General features: G+C 55.3%; 21 protein-coding genes. 9 read left to right on the plus strand and 12 right to left on the minus strand.

The genetic code is table 11. The annotated features are described in order from the left end of the window. Positions 1-25: 25 nt before the first annotated feature. On the plus strand, positions 26-1,267 hold the full coding sequence (locus K5E19_RS07340) for an LVIVD repeat-containing protein (RefSeq protein WP_221550621.1): 1,242 nt from the start codon (positions 26-28) through the stop codon (positions 1,265-1,267). 52 nt (positions 1,268-1,319) lie between these two features. Here K5E19_RS07340 and mtnK read toward each other — a convergent pair whose 3' ends face one another. Continuing rightward, positions 1,320-2,519 (minus strand): S-methyl-5-thioribose kinase, encoded by a 1,200-nt coding sequence (gene mtnK / locus K5E19_RS07345; protein WP_221550622.1) that lies wholly within the window; start codon positions 2,517-2,519, stop codon positions 1,320-1,322. Positions 2,520-2,623: 104 nt separating this feature from the next. Here mtnK and mtnA point away from each other — a divergent pair, with 104 nt between their 5' ends. Beyond that, a complete protein-coding gene (mtnA, locus tag K5E19_RS07350; RefSeq protein WP_221550623.1) occupies positions 2,624-3,640 on the plus strand; it encodes an S-methyl-5-thioribose-1-phosphate isomerase in 1,017 nt (338 codons plus the stop codon). A 42-nt stretch (positions 3,641-3,682) separates the two neighbouring features. Continuing rightward, positions 3,683-4,153 (plus strand): SRPBCC family protein, encoded by a 471-nt coding sequence (locus K5E19_RS07355; RefSeq protein ID WP_023343575.1) that lies wholly within the window; start codon positions 3,683-3,685, stop codon positions 4,151-4,153. A gap of 53 nt (positions 4,154-4,206) precedes the next feature. Here the strand turns inward: K5E19_RS07355 and K5E19_RS07360 are convergent, their stop codons facing one another. Genes K5E19_RS07360 through K5E19_RS07370 form a run of 3 tightly spaced genes read right to left on the minus strand, consistent with a single transcriptional unit; the run spans position 4,207 to position 6,046 of the window. Next, complete coding sequence (locus K5E19_RS07360; protein WP_221550624.1) at positions 4,207-4,749, minus strand: acireductone dioxygenase; 543 nt, start codon at positions 4,747-4,749, stop codon at positions 4,207-4,209. Then, on the minus strand, positions 4,746-5,435 hold the full coding sequence (gene mtnC, locus K5E19_RS07365) for an acireductone synthase (RefSeq protein ID WP_108415840.1): 690 nt from the start codon (positions 5,433-5,435) through the stop codon (positions 4,746-4,748). Before mtnC ends, K5E19_RS07360 begins: the two co-directional genes overlap by 4 nt. Beyond that, entirely contained in the window at positions 5,432-6,046 is a 615-nt protein-coding gene (locus K5E19_RS07370) for a methylthioribulose 1-phosphate dehydratase (protein WP_221550625.1), read from the minus strand. The genes mtnC and K5E19_RS07370 overlap by 4 nt, the downstream gene beginning before the upstream one ends. Before the next feature lie 122 nt (positions 6,047-6,168). On the opposite strand from K5E19_RS07370, the gene K5E19_RS07375 reads away from it, so the two are divergent. Continuing rightward, positions 6,169-7,329, plus strand: a complete 1,161-nt coding sequence (locus K5E19_RS07375) for a pyridoxal phosphate-dependent aminotransferase (RefSeq protein WP_221550627.1) — start codon at positions 6,169-6,171, stop codon at positions 7,327-7,329. Here the strand turns inward: K5E19_RS07375 and K5E19_RS07380 are convergent, their stop codons facing one another. The 3 genes from K5E19_RS07380 to citR form a co-directional block, all read right to left on the minus strand. Beyond that, positions 7,330-7,956, minus strand: coding sequence for a ParB/RepB/Spo0J family partition protein (locus K5E19_RS07380; RefSeq protein WP_221550628.1), 627 nt, complete (start codon positions 7,954-7,956; stop codon positions 7,330-7,332). It abuts the gene before it with no gap. Beyond that, positions 7,941-9,164 (minus strand): phosphoadenosine phosphosulfate reductase, encoded by a 1,224-nt coding sequence (locus K5E19_RS07385; RefSeq protein WP_221550629.1) that lies wholly within the window; start codon positions 9,162-9,164, stop codon positions 7,941-7,943. Before K5E19_RS07385 ends, K5E19_RS07380 begins: the two co-directional genes overlap by 16 nt. Positions 9,165-9,336: 172 nt before the next feature. Continuing rightward, complete coding sequence (citR, locus tag K5E19_RS07390) at positions 9,337-10,236, minus strand: DNA-binding transcriptional repressor CitR (RefSeq protein ID WP_221550630.1); 900 nt, start codon at positions 10,234-10,236, stop codon at positions 9,337-9,339. 623 nt (positions 10,237-10,859) lie between these two features. On the opposite strand from citR, the gene ahpC reads away from it, so the two are divergent. Beyond that, a complete protein-coding gene (gene ahpC / locus K5E19_RS07395; protein WP_010428492.1) occupies positions 10,860-11,423 on the plus strand; it encodes an alkyl hydroperoxide reductase subunit C in 564 nt (187 codons plus the stop codon). A 187-nt stretch (positions 11,424-11,610) separates the two neighbouring features. Further along, positions 11,611-13,176: an alkyl hydroperoxide reductase subunit F gene (gene ahpF / locus K5E19_RS07400; RefSeq protein WP_058841803.1), complete on the plus strand. Its 1,566-nt coding sequence runs from the start codon at positions 11,611-11,613 to the stop codon at positions 13,174-13,176. A 60-nt stretch (positions 13,177-13,236) separates the two neighbouring features. Here the strand turns inward: ahpF and uspG are convergent, their stop codons facing one another. Continuing rightward, on the minus strand, positions 13,237-13,665 hold the full coding sequence (uspG, locus tag K5E19_RS07405) for a universal stress protein UspG (protein WP_221550631.1): 429 nt from the start codon (positions 13,663-13,665) through the stop codon (positions 13,237-13,239). Between the two features lie 181 nt (positions 13,666-13,846). Between uspG and K5E19_RS07410 the strand changes: the two genes are divergently transcribed. Then, positions 13,847-15,085, plus strand: a complete 1,239-nt coding sequence (locus tag K5E19_RS07410) for a zinc-dependent alcohol dehydrogenase (protein ID WP_221550632.1) — start codon at positions 13,847-13,849, stop codon at positions 15,083-15,085. A 10-nt stretch (positions 15,086-15,095) separates the two neighbouring features. Here K5E19_RS07410 and yldA read toward each other — a convergent pair whose 3' ends face one another. Together yldA and rnk are read right to left on the minus strand one after the other, a co-directional pair. Further along, positions 15,096-15,185: a small membrane protein YldA gene (gene yldA, locus K5E19_RS24375; protein ID WP_366036740.1), complete on the minus strand. Its 90-nt coding sequence runs from the start codon at positions 15,183-15,185 to the stop codon at positions 15,096-15,098. A gap of 128 nt (positions 15,186-15,313) precedes the next feature. Continuing rightward, positions 15,314-15,724: a nucleoside diphosphate kinase regulator gene (rnk, locus tag K5E19_RS07415; protein ID WP_221550633.1), complete on the minus strand. Its 411-nt coding sequence runs from the start codon at positions 15,722-15,724 to the stop codon at positions 15,314-15,316. 249 nt (positions 15,725-15,973) lie between these two features. On the opposite strand from rnk, the gene K5E19_RS07420 reads away from it, so the two are divergent. Continuing rightward, on the plus strand, positions 15,974-16,591 hold the full coding sequence (locus K5E19_RS07420; RefSeq protein ID WP_221550634.1) for a flavin reductase family protein: 618 nt from the start codon (positions 15,974-15,976) through the stop codon (positions 16,589-16,591). Here K5E19_RS07420 and rna read toward each other — a convergent pair. Together rna and dcuC are read right to left on the minus strand one after the other, a co-directional pair. Next, on the minus strand, positions 16,585-17,394 hold the full coding sequence (gene rna, locus K5E19_RS07425; protein ID WP_221550636.1) for a ribonuclease I: 810 nt from the start codon (positions 17,392-17,394) through the stop codon (positions 16,585-16,587). The genes K5E19_RS07420 and rna overlap by 7 nt on opposite strands. 94 nt (positions 17,395-17,488) lie before the next feature. After that, a complete protein-coding gene (gene dcuC / locus K5E19_RS07430) occupies positions 17,489-18,856 on the minus strand; it encodes an anaerobic C4-dicarboxylate transporter DcuC (protein WP_089598881.1) in 1,368 nt (455 codons plus the stop codon). A 640-nt stretch (positions 18,857-19,496) separates the two neighbouring features. Here dcuC and pagP point away from each other — a divergent pair. After that, a complete protein-coding gene (pagP, locus tag K5E19_RS07435) occupies positions 19,497-20,114 on the plus strand; it encodes a lipid IV(A) palmitoyltransferase PagP (RefSeq protein WP_409334601.1) in 618 nt (205 codons plus the stop codon). The last annotated feature ends 34 nt before the right edge of the window (positions 20,115-20,148 follow it).

The following is a 20,148-nucleotide window of genomic DNA, read 5'->3' on the forward strand; positions in this document are numbered from 1 at the left end:
GGGAGAAAACCAACAGGAGCTTAAGGTGACTTCTTTACCCCCTCCAGAATACAGCCGCAATATGCGGCTGATTGGCCACAGCGACCAGGGCGGTCGTCCGGACGGCGTGCAGCTGATGGTGCATCGCGGTTTCGCCTATATCGGCCACATGGTGTCGCAGGGCTTTTCGATTGTCGACGTGCGCGACCCGAAGAACCCGAAAGCTGCAGGCTACGTGCCCGCACCGCCCGGCACCTGGAACGTGCACCTGCAGGCGCATGACGACCTGCTGCTGGTGATTAACGCCCGGGATCTGTTTGCCGATGCCCGCTTTGCCGACGAGAAGGTCTATTACACCCGCCAGGTGGGGGAGACCGTCAGCGACGTGCAGGACAAAGGCTGGAGCGCCGGGCTGCGCGTGTTTGATATCTCCACGCCCGACAAGCCGCGCGAAATCGGCTTTCTGTCGCTGAGCGGCATCGGCATCCACCGCATCTGGTACGTCGGCGGCCGCTGGGCGTACGTGTCGGCGCTGATCGACGGCTTTACCGACTACATTTTTCTCACCATCGACCTGGCCGATCCGCGTAAACCTGAAGTGGCAGGGCGCTGGTGGCTGCCGGGGATGAACCAGGCCGAAGGGGAGAAGCCGAACTGGCCGGAAGGGAAACGCTACGCGCTGCACCACGCGATTATCGCGGGCGATACCGCCTACGGCAGCTGGCGCGACGGCGGCCTGACGCTGCTGGACGTGAAGGACCGCACCCGGCCGAAGCTCATTAGCCACCGCAACTGGAGCCCGCCGTTTGGCGGGGGGACGCACACCGCGCTGCCGCTGCCGGACCGCGATCTGCTGGTGGTGCTGGACGAAGCGGTGCTGGATAACCAGCAGGACGGCGAAAAGCTGATCTGGCTGTTTGATATCCGCGAGCCGTCGAATCCGGTAAGCATCTCGACCTTCCCGCAGCCGAATGAAACCGACTACGTGGTGAAAGGGGCGCATTTCGGCCCGCATAACCTGCACGAGAACCGGCCGGGGAGCTTTGTCAGCTCGACGCTGATTTTTGCGACCTGGCAGAACGCGGGCGTACGGGCGTATGACATTTCTAATCCGTATCGACCGGTGGAAACCGGCGCGCTGGTGCCCGCCGCGCCGGAGAGAATGATGGACACGCGGCCAAATCGTCCGCAGGTGATCCAGTCGTGCGACGTGTTTGTGGATGCGCAGGGGATTATTTACAGCACGGATTATAACGGTGGGCTGTCGGTGATTGAGTATTTGGGGTGAGTGCGGTTTGGTGCCCTCACCCCGACCCTCTCCCACAGGGAGAGGGAGAAAATCAGCTGTACTGCCGCACTCGTGCCACCAGCTCTTCCGCGCTGTCGATGCGGTCGGCAATGACGATCAGCGCTTTACCGAGCGTTATCGCGTGGCGCAGGCACTCGTGGCGCATCGCCTCGTCCTGAATGGTATCGATATCCGCGACGTGGGAAAGCCCGACGCTGCGGCGAATGAGCTCGGTGCCGCAGAACCCGATGGCGTCATGCCAGACCTTTTTCAGGAACGCGGAGGCATAGCCCGGCGCGCCGAGCGCGGCGTCGCGGGCTTTCTCGTTTGCCAGTGCCTGGAAGCGTTCCGCGAAGGTGTTCCACAGCTCCTGAATATCGGTCAGCCGCTGCTCGCGCGCGGCGGCGGCATCGCGAATGCCCAGATGCCCCGGCAGGCCGCAGAAGTTCAGCAGCAGGTTGCCGATGGCGGTACCGACGTCAAAACCAATCGGCCCGAAATAGCCGAACTCGGCGTCGATGGCCTTCAGGCTGCCGTCGGCCACAAAAATCGACCCGCTGTGAATATCGCCGTGCAGCAGGGCTTCAGCCTGAGAAAAGAAACGGTGCTTCAGAGAGGCCACAGCAATTTTAAGCTGGGCGTCGTCGCGCAGGGCCGCGACGTCATTTTCCAGCTCAGCCGGGTAGCTGTTGCGCTCGTGGATCTGGTACGGATCGTTGAAGAACAGATCTTCGGTGATCTCGCACATCTCCGGGTTGATGAATTTCGCCACCTGCGCTTTTTTCTCGTGCGGGTGCAGGTAGAAATCGCTGGTGTGGAACAGCGCGTGCGCGAGGTATTCACCCAGCTGCTGTGCCGCCTGCGGGTAGTAAATGTTGTTGATCAGCTCGCCGCGCCAGATGCGATGGCTGGAGAGATCTTCCATCACCATTACCGCCAGTTCCGGGTCAAAATGGTGGATTTTCACGGTGTGCTGCGGGCTGTGCCGGTAGTGCTCGACCAGCGTTTGCGCCTCAAGACGTGCGCGGTCCAGCGTCAGCGGCCAGGACTCCCCGACGCAGCGCACGTAGGGCAGCGCCTGCTTAACGATGATGCGGCTCACGCCCGCGCTGTCGAAAATTTTGAATACCAGATTGAGGTTGCCGTCGCCTACCTCCTGCGCCTCTACCAGCGATGATGGGTCATCAAGGCCGCCAAACTGCCTGGCATACTCCACGGCGTCCTGAGCGGTAAAGGTACGGTATTGCGACATGGCCTGCTCCTCACGAGTTTGCTAATAAAGACATGTAGACGTCTATACATCTGGATTTCATCCTGACACAATGTGCTACAACAACGCAACAGGGAATTAACGACATGCAGACATTACAGACGACCAGCCTGCGGGTGGCGGATAATCAGCTCTTTATTCTCGACCAGCAGGCGCTTCCGCAGGAGAAACGCTGGCTGGATGCTTCGACGGTCGAGGCGCTGGTTGGGCACATTCACGCCCTGCGGGTGCGCGGCGCGCCGCTGATTGGTCTCTCTGCAAGCCTGCTGCTGGCGCTGCTGGCGGAAAACGGCAAAAGCCGCGACGAGCTGGCGGCAGCACTGGAAACCCTGCGCGCATCACGCCCGACGGCGGTGAACCTGATGAACAATCTCGACCGCATGAAACTCGCCCTGTGGCAGGAAGAGTATGTTCCGGCGCTGGTAGCCGAGGCGCTGCGCCTGATTGACGAAGATAAACGGCTTTGCGACGCGATTGCGAAAGCCGGTAGTACGCTGGTGAAACCCGGTAGCCGCCTGCTGACCCACTGCAATACCGGCGGGCTTGCAACGGCGGGCGTCGGCACCGCATTGGGCGTGATTGCCCGCGCGCATCAGGACGGTAACGTCAGCAACGTCTGGGTGGATGAAACCCGTCCGCTGCTGCAGGGCGGCAGACTGACCGCGTGGGAGCTTGGCGAGCTGGGCGTGCCGTATCAGCTGATTACCGACTCCATGGCCGCCAGCCTGATGGCGAAAGGGGAAGTAGACGCCGTGTGGGTGGGCGCAGACCGCATTGCCGCCAACGGCGACGTGGCGAACAAGATCGGCACCTATTCTCTGGCAGTGCTGGCGAAATTCCACGGCATTCCGTTCTACGTGGCCGCCCCGCAAACGACTCTCGACCCGGACTGCCCGAACGGTGACGCGATCCCGATTGAGCAGCGTGCCGCCAGCGAGGTGACGGGCGTGGCCGGAAGCTTTGGCGCGGTGCAGTGGGCGCCGAAAAACGCGCAGGTCTATAACCCGGCGTTTGACGTTACGCCTGCCTCGCTGATTAGCGGCTGGGTGCTGGATACGGGCGTGGTTACGCCGGAGGCGGTGGCAAACGGGAAATTCGCCTGAGTCCGGCTATCCTTTAAGGGGTTCCCCTGAGAGGACAACATCGTGACGCTCGATCCTGAAACAGACTTAAAACTGGAGCGCGTGGTGGACGCACCGCGCGACCTGCTGTGGCTCTGCTGGACTACGCCGGAGCACATCAAAAACTTCTTCATTCCTGCTCCCCATAAGGTGACCGAATGCGACCTCGATCTGCGCGTGGGCGGGCGGTTCAACACCGTGTTTGAGGTCGACGGGCAGCGGATGGATAACCGGGGCGTATTTCTTGAAATCGACCCGGGGAAAAAGCTGGTCTTTACCGACGGCTATACCGAAGGCTGGAAGCCGGCCGAGAAGCCGTTTATGACGGCGATCCTGCTGCTGGAGGATGTGGGCGAGGGCAAAACCCGCTACACGGCGATTGCGCGCCATCCGACGAAGGAAATCCGCGAACAGCATGAACAAATGGGCTTCCACGAAGGGTGGGGGATTGTGCTGGATCAGCTGGTGGGGTATGTGAAAGGGCTTAACGCGTAGTGCGCGCTGATGCCCTCACCCCGGCCCTCTCCCACAGGGAGAGGGAGAAAAGATCATGCCAGCCTTGGATATGCATCCGCGATTGCATCACCCGTAAACTGGGCAACCCAGCCTTCCGGGTTATCGAAAATACGAATGGCGGTAAAGTTCGGCTCTGAACCCATATCAAACCAGTGCGGCGTGCCCGCAGGAACGGAAATCAGGTCGTTCTTCTCACACAGCACCTGATACACCTCATCGCCAATATGCAGGCAGAACAGCCCTGCGCCTTCCACGAAAAAGCGCACTTCGTCTTCGCCGTGGGTGTGTTCGTTCAGGAACTTCGCGCGCAGCGCCGCTTTCTGCGGGTTGTCGGCGCGCAGGCTGATCACGTCCCAGCTCTGATAGCCTTTCTCCGCCACCAGCTTGTCGATCGCATGCTGATACGCCTCGATCACGGCTTCGGGCGCGGGATCGTCCCCTAAATCGCGATCCGCAGCCCAGCGTTCAAACCGCACGCCTTTAGCGTTGAGCTGCTGGGCGATTTCGGCGGCGTCGGTGCTGTGCCACTGGTGTTGACTGGCGTCTTTATCGGAATAAATGGTCAATGCGCTCATGAAGGGATCTGCTCCGGATTAATCTCGTCAAACTGGTGGACCTGATGGTGATGGCTTGCGCCGTCATCATCGCCGCGAATCAGCTGCAGGGTGCGAAAACCTGCCTGTTCAGCCGCGTCCAGCTCCTGATGAATATCGGAGAGGAAAAGGATCTGCGACGGGGCGATGCCCGTTTGCGCCGCAATGTTTTGATAAGACTGCACCTCGCGCTTGGCGCCGATGTGGGTATCAAAATAGCCGCTGAACAGATGAGTAATATCACCTTCGTCGCTGTAGCCAAATAACAGTTTCTGCGCGGCGACGGAGCCTGAGGAATAAACATAGAGATCAATCCCTTGCGCTTTCCACTTTTCCAGCGCAGGCAGTACGTCCGGGTAGAGGTGGCCGGTAAAGTCGCCGTTCACGTAGCCGTCGTGCCAGATGATCCCCTGCAGGGCTTTGAGCGCCGTGGATTTGCGGTCTTCATCCATAAAGGCAAACAGGGCGTCGATAAGCTCGCTGACGCTGGCGTGCGGGTGACCGATTTCATCACGCAGGTTGTCCAGAATGGATGTAACCGGCTCGGCGTACTGCTGCGCGGTCACGAAGGCCGCCAGCCGCTCACGCGCGTAGGGGAACAAAACATCATGGACAAAACGGATATCGCTGGTGGTGCCTTCAATATCCGTCACAATCGCGCGAATCATACTCTCTCCAGTTGTCGTAAACGCATTTCGCATTCAAATAAGAATTCTAATCCTTCCAGATGACGGCGGGCCTCGGCCACGTCGCGTCCCCAGCAGGTTAAGCCATGACCGCGAAGAAGAAAACCATAATTAAGCGGGCGTTCCTGCGCGTAATGGGCGATGCGCGAGGCGAGGGCGTCGATGTCCTGATCGTTATCAAATACCGGGATGGAAACCGTATCCAGATGCGTGGTCTGTCCGGTGAGGGATTTTTGCATTTCAAAGCCGCTGATGGTGAGTTCGGCTTCTTTCACCAGACGCGAGAGCACCGTGGCGTTGACGGTATGAACGTGCAGGACGGCGTTGGCCTCCGGAAACAGGCGATAAATCAGGGTGTGTAGCCCCGTTTCGGCTGAGGGCTTACGACCAGACGGCGCGCGGTTGGTGGCGATCTCCACCTGCAGAAAATCTTCCGTCGTCAGGCTGCCTTTGTCTTTACCGGATTCGCTGAGCCAGCACAGGCGTTCGTCCTGCCGCACCGACATGTTGCCGCCGGTGGCGGGAGCCCAGCCTTTAGCGCCAATCCAGCGGCAGGCGTCGACCAGATGTGTGAGTTGCAGGTTGTCTGTCATTTCCTTTTACCCTCGCGGCCAGGAATATTCATATGGTATAGACGTCTAAGCGTCTTGATTGCCAAAGACTAACATCGTGTTATAGTGGCAGCAACATAAGTATTACAAGCAGGCACGACACAATGAGCAATAACGCGTTGATTCCGCAGAGTAAACTTCCCAATCTTGGGACCACCATCTTTACGCAGATGAGCGCTCTGGCGCAGCAGCACAACGCCATTAACCTCTCGCAGGGGTTCCCGGATTTCGACGGACCGCGCTATCTCCAGGAGCGTCTGGCGTACCACGTGGCGCAGGGGGCAAACCAGTACGCGCCGATGACCGGCGTTCAGGCGCTGCGTGAAGCCATTGCGGATAAAACGGCGGAGCTGTATGGCTACAAGCCGGATGCGAACAGCGACGTTACGGTGACGGCAGGGGCGACCGAAGCGCTGTATGCGGCGATTACCGCGCTGGTGCGCGCGGGCGACGAAGTTATCTGCTTTGACCCGAGCTACGATAGCTATGCGCCTGCGGTTGAACTCTCCGGCGGCGTGGTGAAGCGCGTGGCGTTACAGCCACCGCATTTCCGTCCTGACTGGCAGGCGTTCGCCGCGCTGCTGAGCGACAAAACCCGTCTGGTGATCCTGAATACGCCGCACAATCCGTCGGCGACGGTGTGGCAGAGAGCCGATTTCGCCGCGCTGTGGCAGGCGATTGCGGAACGTGAAATTTACGTGCTGAGCGATGAAGTCTACGAGCACATCTGCTTTGCAGAAGAAGGACACGCCAGCGTGCTGGCCCATCCACAGCTGCGCGAGCGCGCTATTGCCGTCTCGTCATTCGGTAAGACCTACCATATGACCGGCTGGAAAGTGGGCTACTGCGTGGCACCGGCCGCCATCAGCGCCGAGCTGCGCAAGGTGCACCAGTATCTGACCTTTGCGGTGAACACGCCCGCCCAGCTGGCGCTGGCGGATATGCTGCGCGCCGAGCCGGAGCACTACCGCGAGCTGCCGGACTTCTATCGGAAACGCCGGGATCTGTTTGTGAACGCGCTGAGCAAAAGCCGTCTGGAGATTTTGCCCTGCGAAGGGACCTACTTCCTGCTGGCCGACTACAGCGCAATTTCCGATCTGGACGACGTGAGCTTTTGCCAGTGGCTCACGAAAGAGGTGGGGGTAGCGGCTATTCCGCTGTCGGTGTTCTGCGCCGATCCCTTCCCGCACAGGCTGATTCGCCTTTGTTTTGCGAAGCAGGAATCGACGCTCCTCGCGGCGGCTGAGCGTCTGAATTCGCTCTGATTATTTCACCGTCCAGGCTTCTGAGTAACGACGGTCTGCAAACAGCTCCAGCAGACCGTTAATTTGCTTGAGGCGCAGCACCTCGTCGCTATCCATCCCCAGCTCTTTGCCTATTTTCTCGTTGTCCCAGCCGAGCTGCACCAGTTCGCGAACGATCTCAGACATGGCGTTGATCTGATGCCGCCCGCGCGCCCGGTTGTGGCGAATGGTGGCGGCCATACGGTCATGTTTATCCTGCCGGTCCTGACGCAGGCAGGTGATGGGGAGATAGCCCTTGAGCTGATGCTTCAGCGCCGCCCGGTTTTTACCGATTTCATGGCGATGAAAACCATCCACAATTTCGTAGTGCTCCGGTTCACTTTCTGTCACAACGATAGGTTGGGTGAATCCATCGAGTTCCAGCGACTTACTGAGCAGCCGCTTTTCTGGAGGAGCCACGTTATTGGGATTGTAGTCGTTAGCGGTAATAGCGTCCTGTCTGATCCAGAGGACGCAGTCTATCGGTTGCTCGCGAAAAGGGCTGTTTTTATGGATCGCTTCGCGAAAAGCATTTATGGCGTTAATGCGATCCTCTTCGGGAAGTGACTGAAGGTACGTTTCCATCTCGGTGATTAGTCTTTGTCGCATAATATGCCCCACTCCTTGCGTTTTGCCTTCACTCTGTCGCTGTAGCGCTGATAATGTTTGGGTTTATTTGGGCTGAACGATAGCGCTCTGCACCAGTAGTCGTTATTAAGGATAACCTTGCAAATACGACGCCAGGAGGGAATGTCTTTGGCTCCGATATCACCGTCCTGCGTATCGGGAATATCCTCTATGCCTCTCTTCTGATACCAGTGCAGATAAATGGCGATTTTATTGCGGTAATGCTCAGCGGTATTTTGCGGCATGCTGTCGAGGAGCAGCATGGCATATTCGCGCCAGCAGAGGTGTTCGGGTTTCAGGATTTTCCGGTGGCCGTAAAAATGGTTATCGTGCCCGGCGTAAATCCCCCCGCTGCGCACGCCGCTCACGCGCTCGCACATGGCCGCCCAGCGATCGGGCTCAACAACGTGATACAGCCATAATCCCTGACGTTGTTCCGGGCCAAAGGGCTCGCAAATGCGCATATAGCGGGGCGGCACGCCGGCCTGGAACATCAGGTCATAGAGCGGGTTATAGCAACATCCCGATTTGGCGAACCAGGTCCAGATATCGGCAGTTTTCCAGTCGTAGAGGGGATAAACATACCAGGCATGCCCGCCAGGGGCGACGGTCGTCCAGGGCTTATCATCGGCAAACCGCTGCTTACGCGCGGACGCAATAGCCAGAAAACGGTTGTAAGACTCATCGGCGCGGATGCCGATCATCACCGCCGCCGGGCGATTGTGAGAGAACCAGTCGGAGAAACTGCGGACAAAGGTTTCAAACGTCATGCCGGGCTGGTAGAACGGGAAAAAAGCGGGATCGGTTATCGCATCGTCAGGAGGCTGGCGGACCCAACGGGTGCCGGGTTCCCAGCATTGCCATTCCGGCTGGAATTGCGAGAGAGAATTTTGCGTTGTCAGGGGAAGCGCGACCCACCAGAAATGGTCGATGACATCGCTGTACAACTCGCGCATATGCCCAACATGGGTAATGGTATGGGAAAACTGCGCTTCCCAGTCGATAAAGAGGACATCTATTTTTATTTTCATCTGTCGCGCCTGGCGGGCAACCAGATGCAGCATGACGGTGGAGTCTTTACCTCCTGAAAAGGAGACACAGGTTCTGGGTAAATTTTCGAGGGTCCATTTTATTCGCTCTCGAGTTGCAGTTAGAACATCCTGGTTTAAAGGGTATTTATAAATTGACATGTTTATTCTCATCCTGAGGAATAAATACCAGACTGTAGCGTCAATACTAAAGAGAGGATTATATCAGTCAATAATTAATTGGATATATAACATTTATAGTGAATGTTTCTATCACGGTGGTGTATGTTTCAAAAACGTGGCTCCCATTCTGTGCGAGAACCACGCTAACATCTCACGGTAAGGATATTTCTTCAATAAAGCTCGCGAATGCTGAGCTATTCAACGCGGAACGATTATACATCATGTAAATATCAATGCTCGGAAACTGAATGTCTGTTTCCACTTTGCGCAGGTTAAGCGCTGGACCATATTGTTCAAAGGCCGGTGTGGGCGCTAAGCCAAGGAGATCGGTAGAGCTAATCATCGTCAGAAGTGAAATAAAGGAGTCACTGCGAAAGATAATATTTCTTTCAGGTAGCGCATGTTCCGCCTTTTCCTGATAATTTTTAACACTGGTCTCGTCGCTCAGATAGGCGGTGAAGTACTCATTTAGTATCTCTTCACGGGAAGTTGTCTCGCCGATGCGGGGATGATCCTTCCGACACAGCAGCACAAACGGAAGCTTATGAAACAGGCTGCAGGCGATAGAGCGGTTATTTAATGGCAAGAAAGAAAAGACCAGATCGGCTTTTCGGTAGGCCAGTAAATCTTCTGCTGAATCCGGAGACAGTAAAACGTCATGTAATTCAACTTCATAGTTGTACTTTTGCATGAGGAGCAGCATCGGTCCGAGCATGATTTTCGTGCTCATAAATTGCGGGCAGTAAATCACAAAATTCTTCTTCAACCCGCTGCTGTGCATGATATTGATGGTCTGCTCAAGCTGGTTCAGGTTCTGTTCCAGATGATGATGTAGATTGACGCCGACGGTCGTGGGCGTGATTCCTTTACCGGAACGGATAAACAGAGGATCGTTGAGTTGTCCTCTCAGACGTTGCAGCGACTGGCTCACGGCAGAGGGCGTGATATACAGCGTCTCGGCGGCTTTACTGATACTAAGATGCTGGTAAATGCACTCGAAAATGACTAAGAGATTAAGATCGAATTTTTTAAGGTCGTAGAGGTTTGCCATGTTTCGTCCTGAGGATGCTGTGTTTGCTGTGGTTATCACATCATTGATAACTATAGTTTGAAGTTAACCATTTACAATCCTTTAGGTTAACTCTCTTAATTTTAAATTAAACTCATCTTAATATATCACGGCATCAGATTATTGAAATAGCGCTTCAAAGGTAATTAAGATAATTTTATCTTAGAAGAGGGGATGAACGCTTTAAATGACAATTGTCATTTATATATTGCGATGGTGTTATAATAAAAATAAATTTATAACGCTCCGGAATCATGTTCGACACAGCCTATCACAGCCATAGGCAGGACTATCTCTCTTATGGATTGCTCATTACCTGCGTGAATGGTGTAATCAAAGCGCTGTTACCGCCTTGATATAAAGGTTTGTAGAGCGCAACGCAACGCCAGCTCCGGCTGGCACTGAATGTACCTGCGGGGAATTCAGGTATCAGGGCCGCCCGTTGAGGCGGCCTTTTTACTTTCAGGCTCCCTTTAATAAGGTTCACCTTGCTGTCTTGTCGACGTTGTAAGGTTTGGCTGATTGATTTGATAAAGCATACGCATTAGCCCCGATGAAGAAAGTTGGTTACCTTACATCTCAACGAAAACACGGAGGAAGTACAGATGTCTTTGATTAACACTAAAATTAAACCTTTCAAAAACCAGGCGTTCAAAAACGGTGAATTCATCGAAGTTACCGAGAAAGATACCGAAGGCCGCTGGAGCGTGTTCTTCTTCTATCCGGCTGACTTTACCTTCGTTTGCCCGACTGAACTGGGCGACGTGGCTGACCATTACGACGAACTGCAGAAGCTGGGCGTAGACGTTTACTCTGTCTCTACCGATACCCACTTCACCCACAAAGCATGGCACGGCAGCTCTGAAACCATCGCGAAAATCAAATACGCGATGATCGGTGATCCGACTGGCGCCCTGACCCGTAACTTCGAAAATATGCGTGAAGATGAAGGCCTGGCTGACCGTGCCACCTTCGTTGTTGACCCGCAGGGCATTATCCAGGCTATCGAAGTTACCGCTGAAGGTATCGGCCGTGACGCATCTGACCTGCTGCGTAAAGTGAAAGCCGCTCAGTACGTGGCTTCTCACCCAGGCGAAGTGTGCCCGGCGAAATGGAAAGAAGGCGAAGCGACGCTGGCTCCATCTCTGGACCTGGTCGGCAAGATCTAAGTCTGTAAAGCCTGGCGGCGCTGCGCTTGCACAGGCCTACAGTATCGTAGGCCGGGTAAACGAAGTGCCACCCGGCAATCAATGGGCGCACCCGCGCCCATTTCATTCCAGCACCATGATGCAAGTTGCATTCAGGCCGCCCGTATAAGGCAGCTTGCATGATGACGTCTTAAGAGAGGGAAGAACAATGCTCGACACAAATATGAAAACCCAGCTCAAGGCCTACCTTGAGAAACTGACCAAACCCGTTGAGCTGATTGCCACGCTGGACGACAGCGCCAAATCGGCAGAGATCAAGGAACTGCTGGCGGAGATCGCCGAACTGTCGCCGAAAGTGACCTTCAAAGAAGACAACGCGCTGCCGGTTCGTAAGCCCTCTTTCCTGATTACCAACCCAGGCTCCGACCAGGGACCGCGCTTTGCCGGCTCTCCGCTGGGCCACGAGTTTACCTCACTGGTGCTGGCGCTGCTGTGGACCGGTGGTCATCCGTCAAAAGAGGCGCAGGCACTGCTGGAGCAGATCCGCGATATCGACGGTGACTTTGAATTTGAAACTTACTACTCGCTCTCCTGCCACAACTGCCCGGACGTGGTGCAGGCGCTGAACCTGATGTCGGTCCTGAACCCGCGCATCAAGCACACGGCGATTGACGGCGGTACCTTCCAGAATGAAATCACCGATCGCAACGTGATGGGCGTGCCGGCGGTCTACATGAACGGCAAAGAGTTCGGCCAGGGCCGCATGACGCTGACCGAAATCGTTGCCAAAGTGGATACCGGTGCTGAAAAACGTGCGGCGGAAGAGCTGAACAAACGTGATGCCTACGACGTGCTGATCGTCGGTTCCGGCCCTGCGGGTGCGGCGGCGGCGGTGTACTCCGCGCGTAAAGGCATTCGTACCGGGCTGATGGGCGAACGCTTTGGTGGCCAGGTGCTGGATACCGTGGACATCGAAAACTACATCTCCGTGCCGAAGACCGAAGGCCAGAAGCTGGCGGGGGCGCTGAAGGCGCACGTCAGCGACTACGACGTGGACGTGATCGACAGCCAGAGCGCCAGTAAGCTGGTTCCGGCAGCGGTCGAGGGTGGTTTACACCAGATTGAAACCGCCTCCGGCGCGGTGCTGAAAGCACGCAGCATTATCATTGCCACCGGCGCAAAATGGCGCAACATGAACGTGCCGGGTGAAGATCAGTACCGCACCAAAGGCGTGACCTACTGCCCGCACTGCGACGGCCCGCTGTTTAAAGGCAAACGCGTGGCGGTGATCGGCGGCGGTAACTCCGGCGTTGAAGCGGCTATCGACCTGGCGGGGATTGTTGAGCACGTGACTCTGCTGGAGTTCGCTCCAGAGATGAAGGCCGACCAGGTTCTGCAGGATAAAGTTCGCAGCCTGAAAAACGTTGATATCGTGCTGAATGCGCAGACCACGGAAGTGAAGGGCGACGGCAGCAAAGTGACCGGCCTGGAATACCGCGACCGCGTGAGCGGCGACGTGCACAGCGTTCAACTTTCAGGGATCTTCGTGCAGATTGGTCTGCTGCCAAACACCACCTGGCTGGAAGGCGCGATTGAGCGCAACCGCATGGGCGAAATCATCATTGATGCCAAGTGTGAAACCAGCGTGAAAGGCGTGTTTGCCGCGGGCGACTGCACCACCGTACCGTACAAACAGATTATCATCGCCACCGGCGAAGGGGCGAAGGCGTCGCTGAGTTCGTTCGACTACCTGATTCGCACCAAAACCGCATAATAGAAGAAAGTAAGGCTACACCTGCAATAGCGAGAGGCCACCGAAAGGTGGCCTCTTTTTTTATCTTACGACCATCACCGGTATATGGGTGTGGCGGATCACGCTGGAGGCGTTAGAGCCCAGCAGGTGAGTGGTAATCGATGGATTACGCGAGCCAATTACCACCACGTCGGCGTTTAACTCGGCCGCCAGTTCATTTACGGCGTCACGCACGCTGCCAAAACGGACGTGGGTTTTAATGCGTGAAGGGTCGATGCTGAAGTGCCCAACCATGGTTTGCAGGCGCGTTTCGGCTTCGTGCTGCAGATGCTCCTCGAAGCGGCGCACGTCGGCGGCAAAGCGGTGCAGGCTCAGGCTGGCAGCGCCCGGCAACACGTGTAATAGATGAATGATTCCGTCCTGCTGCGCAAGGAACTCCGCGTGGCGAACGGCCTTGTCGCTCAACTCCATCTCAAAAACATCAACCGGCATAATGATTGTCTGATACATACCCGTTACTCCTTGTTTATAAACGCTGAAATCATTCAAACATAAAATATTATCGGTTTCTGTAACCTCTACAGCACTTTTGTATTCCGCCAGGATAAATCTCAAAACGCCTGGATTTCAGGGCTGACCTTCAGGGGACGCTACCCTTTTAGAAGCTTACTCACATCCTTTCGGAGGTCGCATGAAAGCACTCACGTACCACGGTCCACACCATGTTCGCGTTGATAATGTCCCCGATCCCGCCATTGAACAACCTGACGATATTATCCTGCGCGTCACGGCGACGGCGATTTGTGGATCCGATCTGCATCTCTACCGCGGAAAAATCCCGAAGGTCGAGCACGGCGACATTTTTGGTCATGAATTCATGGGCGAAGTGGTCGAAACCGGCAGGGATGTGAAGAATCTACAGAAGGGCGAGCGGGTCGTAATCCCCTTCGTGATTGCCTGTGGCGACTGCTTTTTTTGCCGTCTGCAACAGTATGCGGCCTGCGAGAAAACCAACGCCGGGCAGGGCGCGGCGCTGAACAAAAAGCAAATTCCAGCCCCTGCCGCGCTGTTTGGGTACAGCCATCTTTACGGCGGCGTGCCGGGAGGACAGGCGGAATACGTTCGCGTGCCGAAAGGCAATGTTGGACCGTTCAAGGTGCCGCAACTGTTGTCAGATGACAAAGCGCTGTTCCTTTCAGATATTTTGCCCACAGCCTGGCAGGCAGCCAAAAACGCGCAGATAGCAAAAGGCTCGAGCGTGGCAGTTTTCGGCGCGGGGCCAGTCGGTTTACTGACCATCGCCTGCGCGCGGCTGTTAGGGGCTGAACAGATCTTTGTCATTGACCATCATCCGTACCGTCTGCAGTTTGCGCAGGAACGTTACGGTGCCATTCCCGTTAATTTTGATGATGATAACGACGCGGCGGAAAAAATCATTGAGCAGACGGCGGGGCAGCGCGGCGTGGATGCGGTGATTGATGCGGTCGGGTTTGAAGCCAAGGGCAGCACCACGGAAACCCTCCTCAGTAATCTCAAGATTGAAGGAAGCAGCGGCAAAGCGCTACGCCAGTGCATTGCGGCTGTAAGGCGCGGTGGGATAGTGAGCGTACCGGGCGTCTATGCCGGGTTTATTCATGGGTTCTTATTTGGCGACGCATTTGATAAAGGCATCAGCTTTAAGATGGGGCAGACGCACGTTCACGCCTGGCTGGGCGAGTTGCTGCCGCTGATTGAAAAAGGTCTGCTGACGCCGGAGGAGATCGTCACGCACTATCTGCCCCTGGCAGACGCTGAACGTGCCTACAAGATTTTTGAGAAACGGGAAGAGGCATGTCGCAAAGTCATTCTGGTCCCCGGCGCCGAAAGCCCCGAGGCGGCAGAGCAGCAGGTTAAGGGGCTGGTTAACGCTTTCCCCGGCGGGGTGGTGTGAGCCACGTCGTTTACCAGTGGCGTTCAAGATAAAGCACTGCTATGACGATAATCGCCAAAAAAATGAGAAAAATAAGTGTGATAGCCAGTATCTCACTCATGACCGTCCCCGCGGCAACAAAACAGATTAAGCGTGGATTAAGGTGATTTTGAGCGATATAGGACAATCGGGTGAAATGACGAAAAGAGGATGCAAGGGCATCCTCTTTGCAGGGCAGAACGCGCGGAATTAACGAAGGTAATCGCCTGCGGCTTCTGGCTGGTAGAGCAGTTCAAGCACTTCCAGATGCGTCGACGCGCCACCCGGCAGTTCCCAGTGAATGGTATCGCCTGTGCGCAACCCAAGCAGGGCCGCACCCACAGGTGCCAGGACGGAAAGCTGTGCGCTGCTGTCGGTCATTTGCGCCGGATAGACCAGCGTGCGGGTCAGCTCTTCGCCCGTTGTCAGGTTGCGAAATTTTACCTGGCTGTTCATGGTAACCACATCCTGAGGCATTGTTTCAGGCGTGCACATCTGCGCCCGGTCAAGTTCCTCGTTCAGCGCATCGGCTACCGGGAGTGAAGCGAATTCGGGTTTCTCCAGAAGACGGTCAATACGTTCTGCGTCGAGCTCATTAATGATAATTGTGGGTCTGGACATTTTTTACTCCATGTCGTTAATACTGCGCGTAACGCAGAAACCAATCCAAAAGAAAACCCTCGCCGTCTGGCAGCGAGGGTTTAACTCTCCCGATGATACTGGCTGAGCGTGCAAGTTTGAAGTGATGAAGGTCACATTCATGGCCCATATGAATTTTCGCTGAAATTTATTCAGTCTTCATTCCGGGCGGAATACGTTACGCTGGGTGTACTGAACCTGGGCGTTGCGCCCCACCAACGAGAGAGAACGATGTACTTCTACCAACCGTCTCAGGGTCACGGCCTGCCGCACGATCCGCTGAACGCTATTATTGGTCCGCGCCCGATTGGCTGGATCTCGTCCTGCGACGCGAACGGCCTGCTTAACCTCGCGCCGTACAGCTTCTTTAACTGTTTCAACTATCGCCCACCGATCATTGGTTTTTCCAGCAACGGCTGGAAAGACAGCGTGCGCAATATTCACGAAACGGGCGAGTTTGTCTGGAACCTGGCCACGCGCGATCTGGCTGAAGCGATGAACAAAACCTCGGCCATGCTCCCCCATGATGAAGATGAGTTTACTTTTGCTGGCCTAACGCCCGTCGCCAGCCAGCTGGTGAAAGCGCCGCGCGTGGCGGAAAGCCCGGTGAATTTTGAGTGCCGCCTGTCGCAGTGCATCCAGCTGACCGGCGCAGACGGTACGCCAGTGGACACCTGGCTGGTGTTGGGAGAAGTGGTCGGTATTCATATCGCCGACACGCTGCTGGAAGAGGGGATTTATCAGACCGCAAAAGCGCAGCCCATCCTGCGTGCGGGTGGGCCGACGGCGTATTACGGGATCAGCGATGAGCACCGGTTCGATATGGTGCGTCCTGGCGCGGGTCAGTAACCGACTTTATCAATAACGAACTGTTTGCCGCAGTTGCCCGGATGCGGCTGCGGCGCAAAAGAGGCCGACGAGAGAGGGGCATTAATAGTGTCGGCTTTCAGGGAGATCTGCATCTCGGTCAGATAAGCCGGATTGCCGTTACAGGTAAGCTTAATGGCTTTGACGTTCTGTTGGCCCCAGCTTTTTGCAACGGCATTATCAAAGTCGCGGCGGCTGACGGTTTTGCCGTAGTTATCCGCCAGAAATTTACCGACTGCGCTGGTCTTAACGTCCTGATTTAAACGCACCATGGTGCCGAAGTAAGCGTCGGGATCAAACCCAAAGCAGACGCCGTGTTTGGCATACTCGTAACGTTCCAGGCAGGAGTTTCCGCCCGCGCCGGGCATTACGCTGTTAAGCTTTGCGGCACCTGAAAGTGACAGCCCGGTTTCTGCGGCAGAACATTTACGGCTTGCTTTTGCTTCAGGCATGTTCGGGACGGGGCGGGTGGCGCAGCCAAAGCGCATCCAGCGGCGTTCATCTACCCCGCGTGACGCGATGGATTTTGGCAGGCCAGGCCATAAACCGTGCACGGTCAGGAAATCAGTTTTGCTGGCGCTCTCTTTTTGCAGCCGACATTCATCGGGTTCATTACGATTGCGTTCGACCATGCTCTGACAGAATCCGGTTTGCCAGGAGAGCGCCAGAACGTAGCGATCGAAATCGCCATATTGCGTTGCCTTGAGGGGTTCTGCTTGTGCGGAGAGGGCACAAAGGGCAAGCGCCATAGCGCCAGAGGGGATAGCGATATCCTTACTGAACATTTGATTTCCTGATCGATTGAGTGCAATTAATTTCTGGAAATTATTAAAGCACAAAAAGCGCCCGCAGGCGCTTTTTGGTTATCAGGAGTTTCGCTTAGGCGGCGCCGGGAACCAGCACTTCAGTGGCGATGATCACGATGATCAGGCCAACCAGCACGGGTACGGACGTCCGTTTCACGACCTCAAACGGCGAGATTTTTGCCATACCGGCGACGGCAACCACCACACCCGATACCGGAGAGATGGTACGGCCCAGGTTTGAAGCCTGAAGCATCGGGATGGAAAGGTAGGCCGGGTTAATGCCAGAGGAGTGAGCCAGTTTCGGGATCATCTCAACGAAGGCGTAAAACGGTGCGTTACCGGAACCCGTGGTCATTGCCGCCAGCATGGTGAGGATCACCAGGACCAGCATCAGGATAATGCTGGCAGAGCCGAACGAGGTGGCGATGGAGATCAGGCTCTGAATAAAGCCGATGGTGCTGAGGCCCTGGGCAAACACGCCCGCCGCAACCAGCAGCATCACGACGCCAGCAAACGCATCCGCCATTCCGCGATAGGCCACTTCCAGTCCTGAAAACACCTTCTGAGTGTTGAAGCCGCGCACAAATTCCAGCAGGGCAGCCAGCAGCATACAGATCACCAGAATGGTGATGATGTGCAGCTGTGGACCCCATTTGCCGTCAAAAATCAGCACGCCAATGATGGGGGTGAACGGCAGAATGGCGTAAAACGCGGGCGCAGTGGTGGTGATTTCACTCACGTCCAGCATTTCATGGCTGATGTTCTCTTTCTTATCGAGATAGCGCTGCCAGAAGAAGTGGGCGATGCCCATACCCACGATGGCAACAATGGAGATGGGCAGCGTGGTTTTAAAGGCGAAATCGATCAGCGACATCTCAGCGGCTTTCGCGGCAAGCACGACGTCGCCAGAGGTTGGCGAAAGAATAATGGCTGCAGGAGAGGCACAGATAGCCGCGGCCGCGCCGCGACTGATTCCGACGTTGACCATAACCGGGAACAGCGTTGCCATGAGCAGTACGCCAAGGCCGGTTGCTGACGACACCGCAAGGGACATCAGGCAGGCGAGGAAATAGGCCGCGACCATGAGCAGATAGGGGGAGTTAATGTACTGCAGTGGTTTTGACGCCAGTTTGACCACCATATCGTTTGCGCCGATATGGGTCATATAGGCGGCAAAACCGCACAGCATCATAATCATCATGCCCAGGTCGCCACCGCGGCTCATGAGCAGAATTTTTATATATTCAACAATGTCGGTGGCCGTGTAGCCGGTGCTGGCTGCGCTGGCAGGTAACACCTGATGACCCATTAGCGCGCTAACAATCAGCAGGGTTAAGCCGCCGACAAATAACACGCCTGTGGCTGAGTACCCTTTAATGATGTAGCGGGCTACACCGACAATGACGACGACTCCGATAAGGAGTTCGATAAACGTAAGCATGATTTCCCCTGTCTCCTTGCTACCCGAGAGCACAAATAATCAATAAAAAAGAAGGATGAGAATGTGCCGAATTATTGCTCAGCCCTTGCTGATTAAAATCAATAAACAGACTACTAAAGAAGGCATTGACGCTATTTTTGCCATCACTCCGGCATTTATGTCATATGGGTATTGACCGCCGGATACACCATTATATGTCATTTGGCGGTCAGCTGGTCGGGAACGTGCGGGGCGTTGGTGCCAGCCTCTCCTGTACTCCTGGCAGCCTTTTGCCATGGCAACATGATGCATGTGGCTCAAAATCCCTTTTTTGTCATCGGGTATATTTGTATTTTTGCGCAATGGATAAATAACTTACACATGTCAGATTAATTTAAAAAGACGTTATGAGTTCATTGAGGGTGATATTTTATTATGCGGATTGATTGTTATTAATATATCAGTGGTGAAGTTGAAGATAATAATGCCCATGCCGCACATGCGTACAAAGTTGCAGGCTTACTGATGTTCTCTGAGGTCAGCGGCAGTGCCCGGTGGGGCTGGGATGCGTCATTTCCCTCTCTCTCTAAGAATATTCTCGGATTTAGGGCCATTAATTAGGAATAACGCTGATGTTGTTAAGGATTCATTCAACTATTCTATGGTAAACTTTGCTTCGAATACTAAGAATGGTAATTGCATTGTGATGGTACGTAATAAATTTTTCCTGATTTTATTGTTTATTTTTGGGCAGTTAACTTTCTCTTCTGTCGCCAGGGCAGAAGATAACGCGACGGATAAAGGTTGGTTCTCAACGTTTACGGATAACGTCGCGCAAACCTGGAAGGAGCCAGAACATTACGATCTCTATATTCCGGCGATAACGTGGCATGCGCGTTTTGCCTATGACAAAGAAAAAACGGACCGCTACAACGAACGTCCCTGGGGAGCGGGGTTTGGTCAGTCCCGATGGGACGACAAAGGAAACTGGCACGGGCTGTACCTGATGGCGTTTAAGGACTCCTACAACAAGTGGGAGCCGATTGGCGGTTACGGCTGGGAGAAAACCTGGCGTCCTTTAGCGGATGACAACTTCCGTCTTGGTCTGGGCTACACGGCAGGCTTTACGGCGCGTGATAACTGGAACTATATCCCGATCCCGGTCCTGTTGCCGTTGGCATCGATTGGCTATGGTCCCGCGACGTTCCAGATGACCTACATCCCGGGAACCTATAACAACGGAAACGTTTACTTTGCCTGGATGCGTTTTCAGTTTTAACTGACAAAACGTTACAAGCTGGCGAAAAAGTGCA

The organism is Enterobacter sp. RIT637, from assembly GCF_019718755.1.
Classification (GTDB): domain Bacteria; phylum Pseudomonadota; class Gammaproteobacteria; order Enterobacterales; family Enterobacteriaceae; genus Enterobacter.

Coding starts and splice junctions, on each gene's coding strand:
- mtnK (WP_221550622.1), bottom strand. CDS start 2,519: ATGTCGCAATACCGTACCTTTACCGCTCAGGACGCCGTGGAGTATGCC.
- mtnA (WP_221550623.1), top strand. CDS start 2,624: ATGCAGACATTACAGACGACCAGCCTGCGGGTGGCGGATAATCAGCTC.
- K5E19_RS07360 (WP_221550624.1), bottom strand. CDS start 4,749: ATGAGCGCATTGACCATTTATTCCGATAAAGACGCCAGTCAACACCAG.
- mtnC (WP_108415840.1), bottom strand. CDS start 5,435: ATGATTCGCGCGATTGTGACGGATATTGAAGGCACCACCAGCGATATC.
- K5E19_RS07370 (WP_221550625.1), bottom strand. CDS start 6,046: ATGACAGACAACCTGCAACTCACACATCTGGTCGACGCCTGCCGCTGG.
- K5E19_RS07375 (WP_221550627.1), top strand. CDS start 6,169: ATGAGCAATAACGCGTTGATTCCGCAGAGTAAACTTCCCAATCTTGGG.
- K5E19_RS07380 (WP_221550628.1), bottom strand. CDS start 7,956: ATGCGACAAAGACTAATCACCGAGATGGAAACGTACCTTCAGTCACTT.
- K5E19_RS07385 (WP_221550629.1), bottom strand. CDS start 9,164: ATGTCAATTTATAAATACCCTTTAAACCAGGATGTTCTAACTGCAACT.
- citR (WP_221550630.1), bottom strand. CDS start 10,236: ATGGCAAACCTCTACGACCTTAAAAAATTCGATCTTAATCTCTTAGTC.
- ahpC (WP_010428492.1), top strand. CDS start 10,860: ATGTCTTTGATTAACACTAAAATTAAACCTTTCAAAAACCAGGCGTTC.
- ahpF (WP_058841803.1), top strand. CDS start 11,611: ATGCTCGACACAAATATGAAAACCCAGCTCAAGGCCTACCTTGAGAAA.
- uspG (WP_221550631.1), bottom strand. CDS start 13,665: ATGTATCAGACAATCATTATGCCGGTTGATGTTTTTGAGATGGAGTTG.
- K5E19_RS07410 (WP_221550632.1), top strand. CDS start 13,847: ATGAAAGCACTCACGTACCACGGTCCACACCATGTTCGCGTTGATAAT.
- yldA (WP_366036740.1), bottom strand. CDS start 15,185: ATGAGTGAGATACTGGCTATCACACTTATTTTTCTCATTTTTTTGGCG.
- rnk (WP_221550633.1), bottom strand. CDS start 15,724: ATGTCCAGACCCACAATTATCATTAATGAGCTCGACGCAGAACGTATT.
- K5E19_RS07420 (WP_221550634.1), top strand. CDS start 15,974: ATGTACTTCTACCAACCGTCTCAGGGTCACGGCCTGCCGCACGATCCG.
- rna (WP_221550636.1), bottom strand. CDS start 17,394: ATGTTCAGTAAGGATATCGCTATCCCCTCTGGCGCTATGGCGCTTGCC.
- dcuC (WP_089598881.1), bottom strand. CDS start 18,856: ATGCTTACGTTTATCGAACTCCTTATCGGAGTCGTCGTCATTGTCGGT.
- pagP (WP_409334601.1), top strand. CDS start 19,497: ATGGTAAACTTTGCTTCGAATACTAAGAATGGTAATTGCATTGTGATG.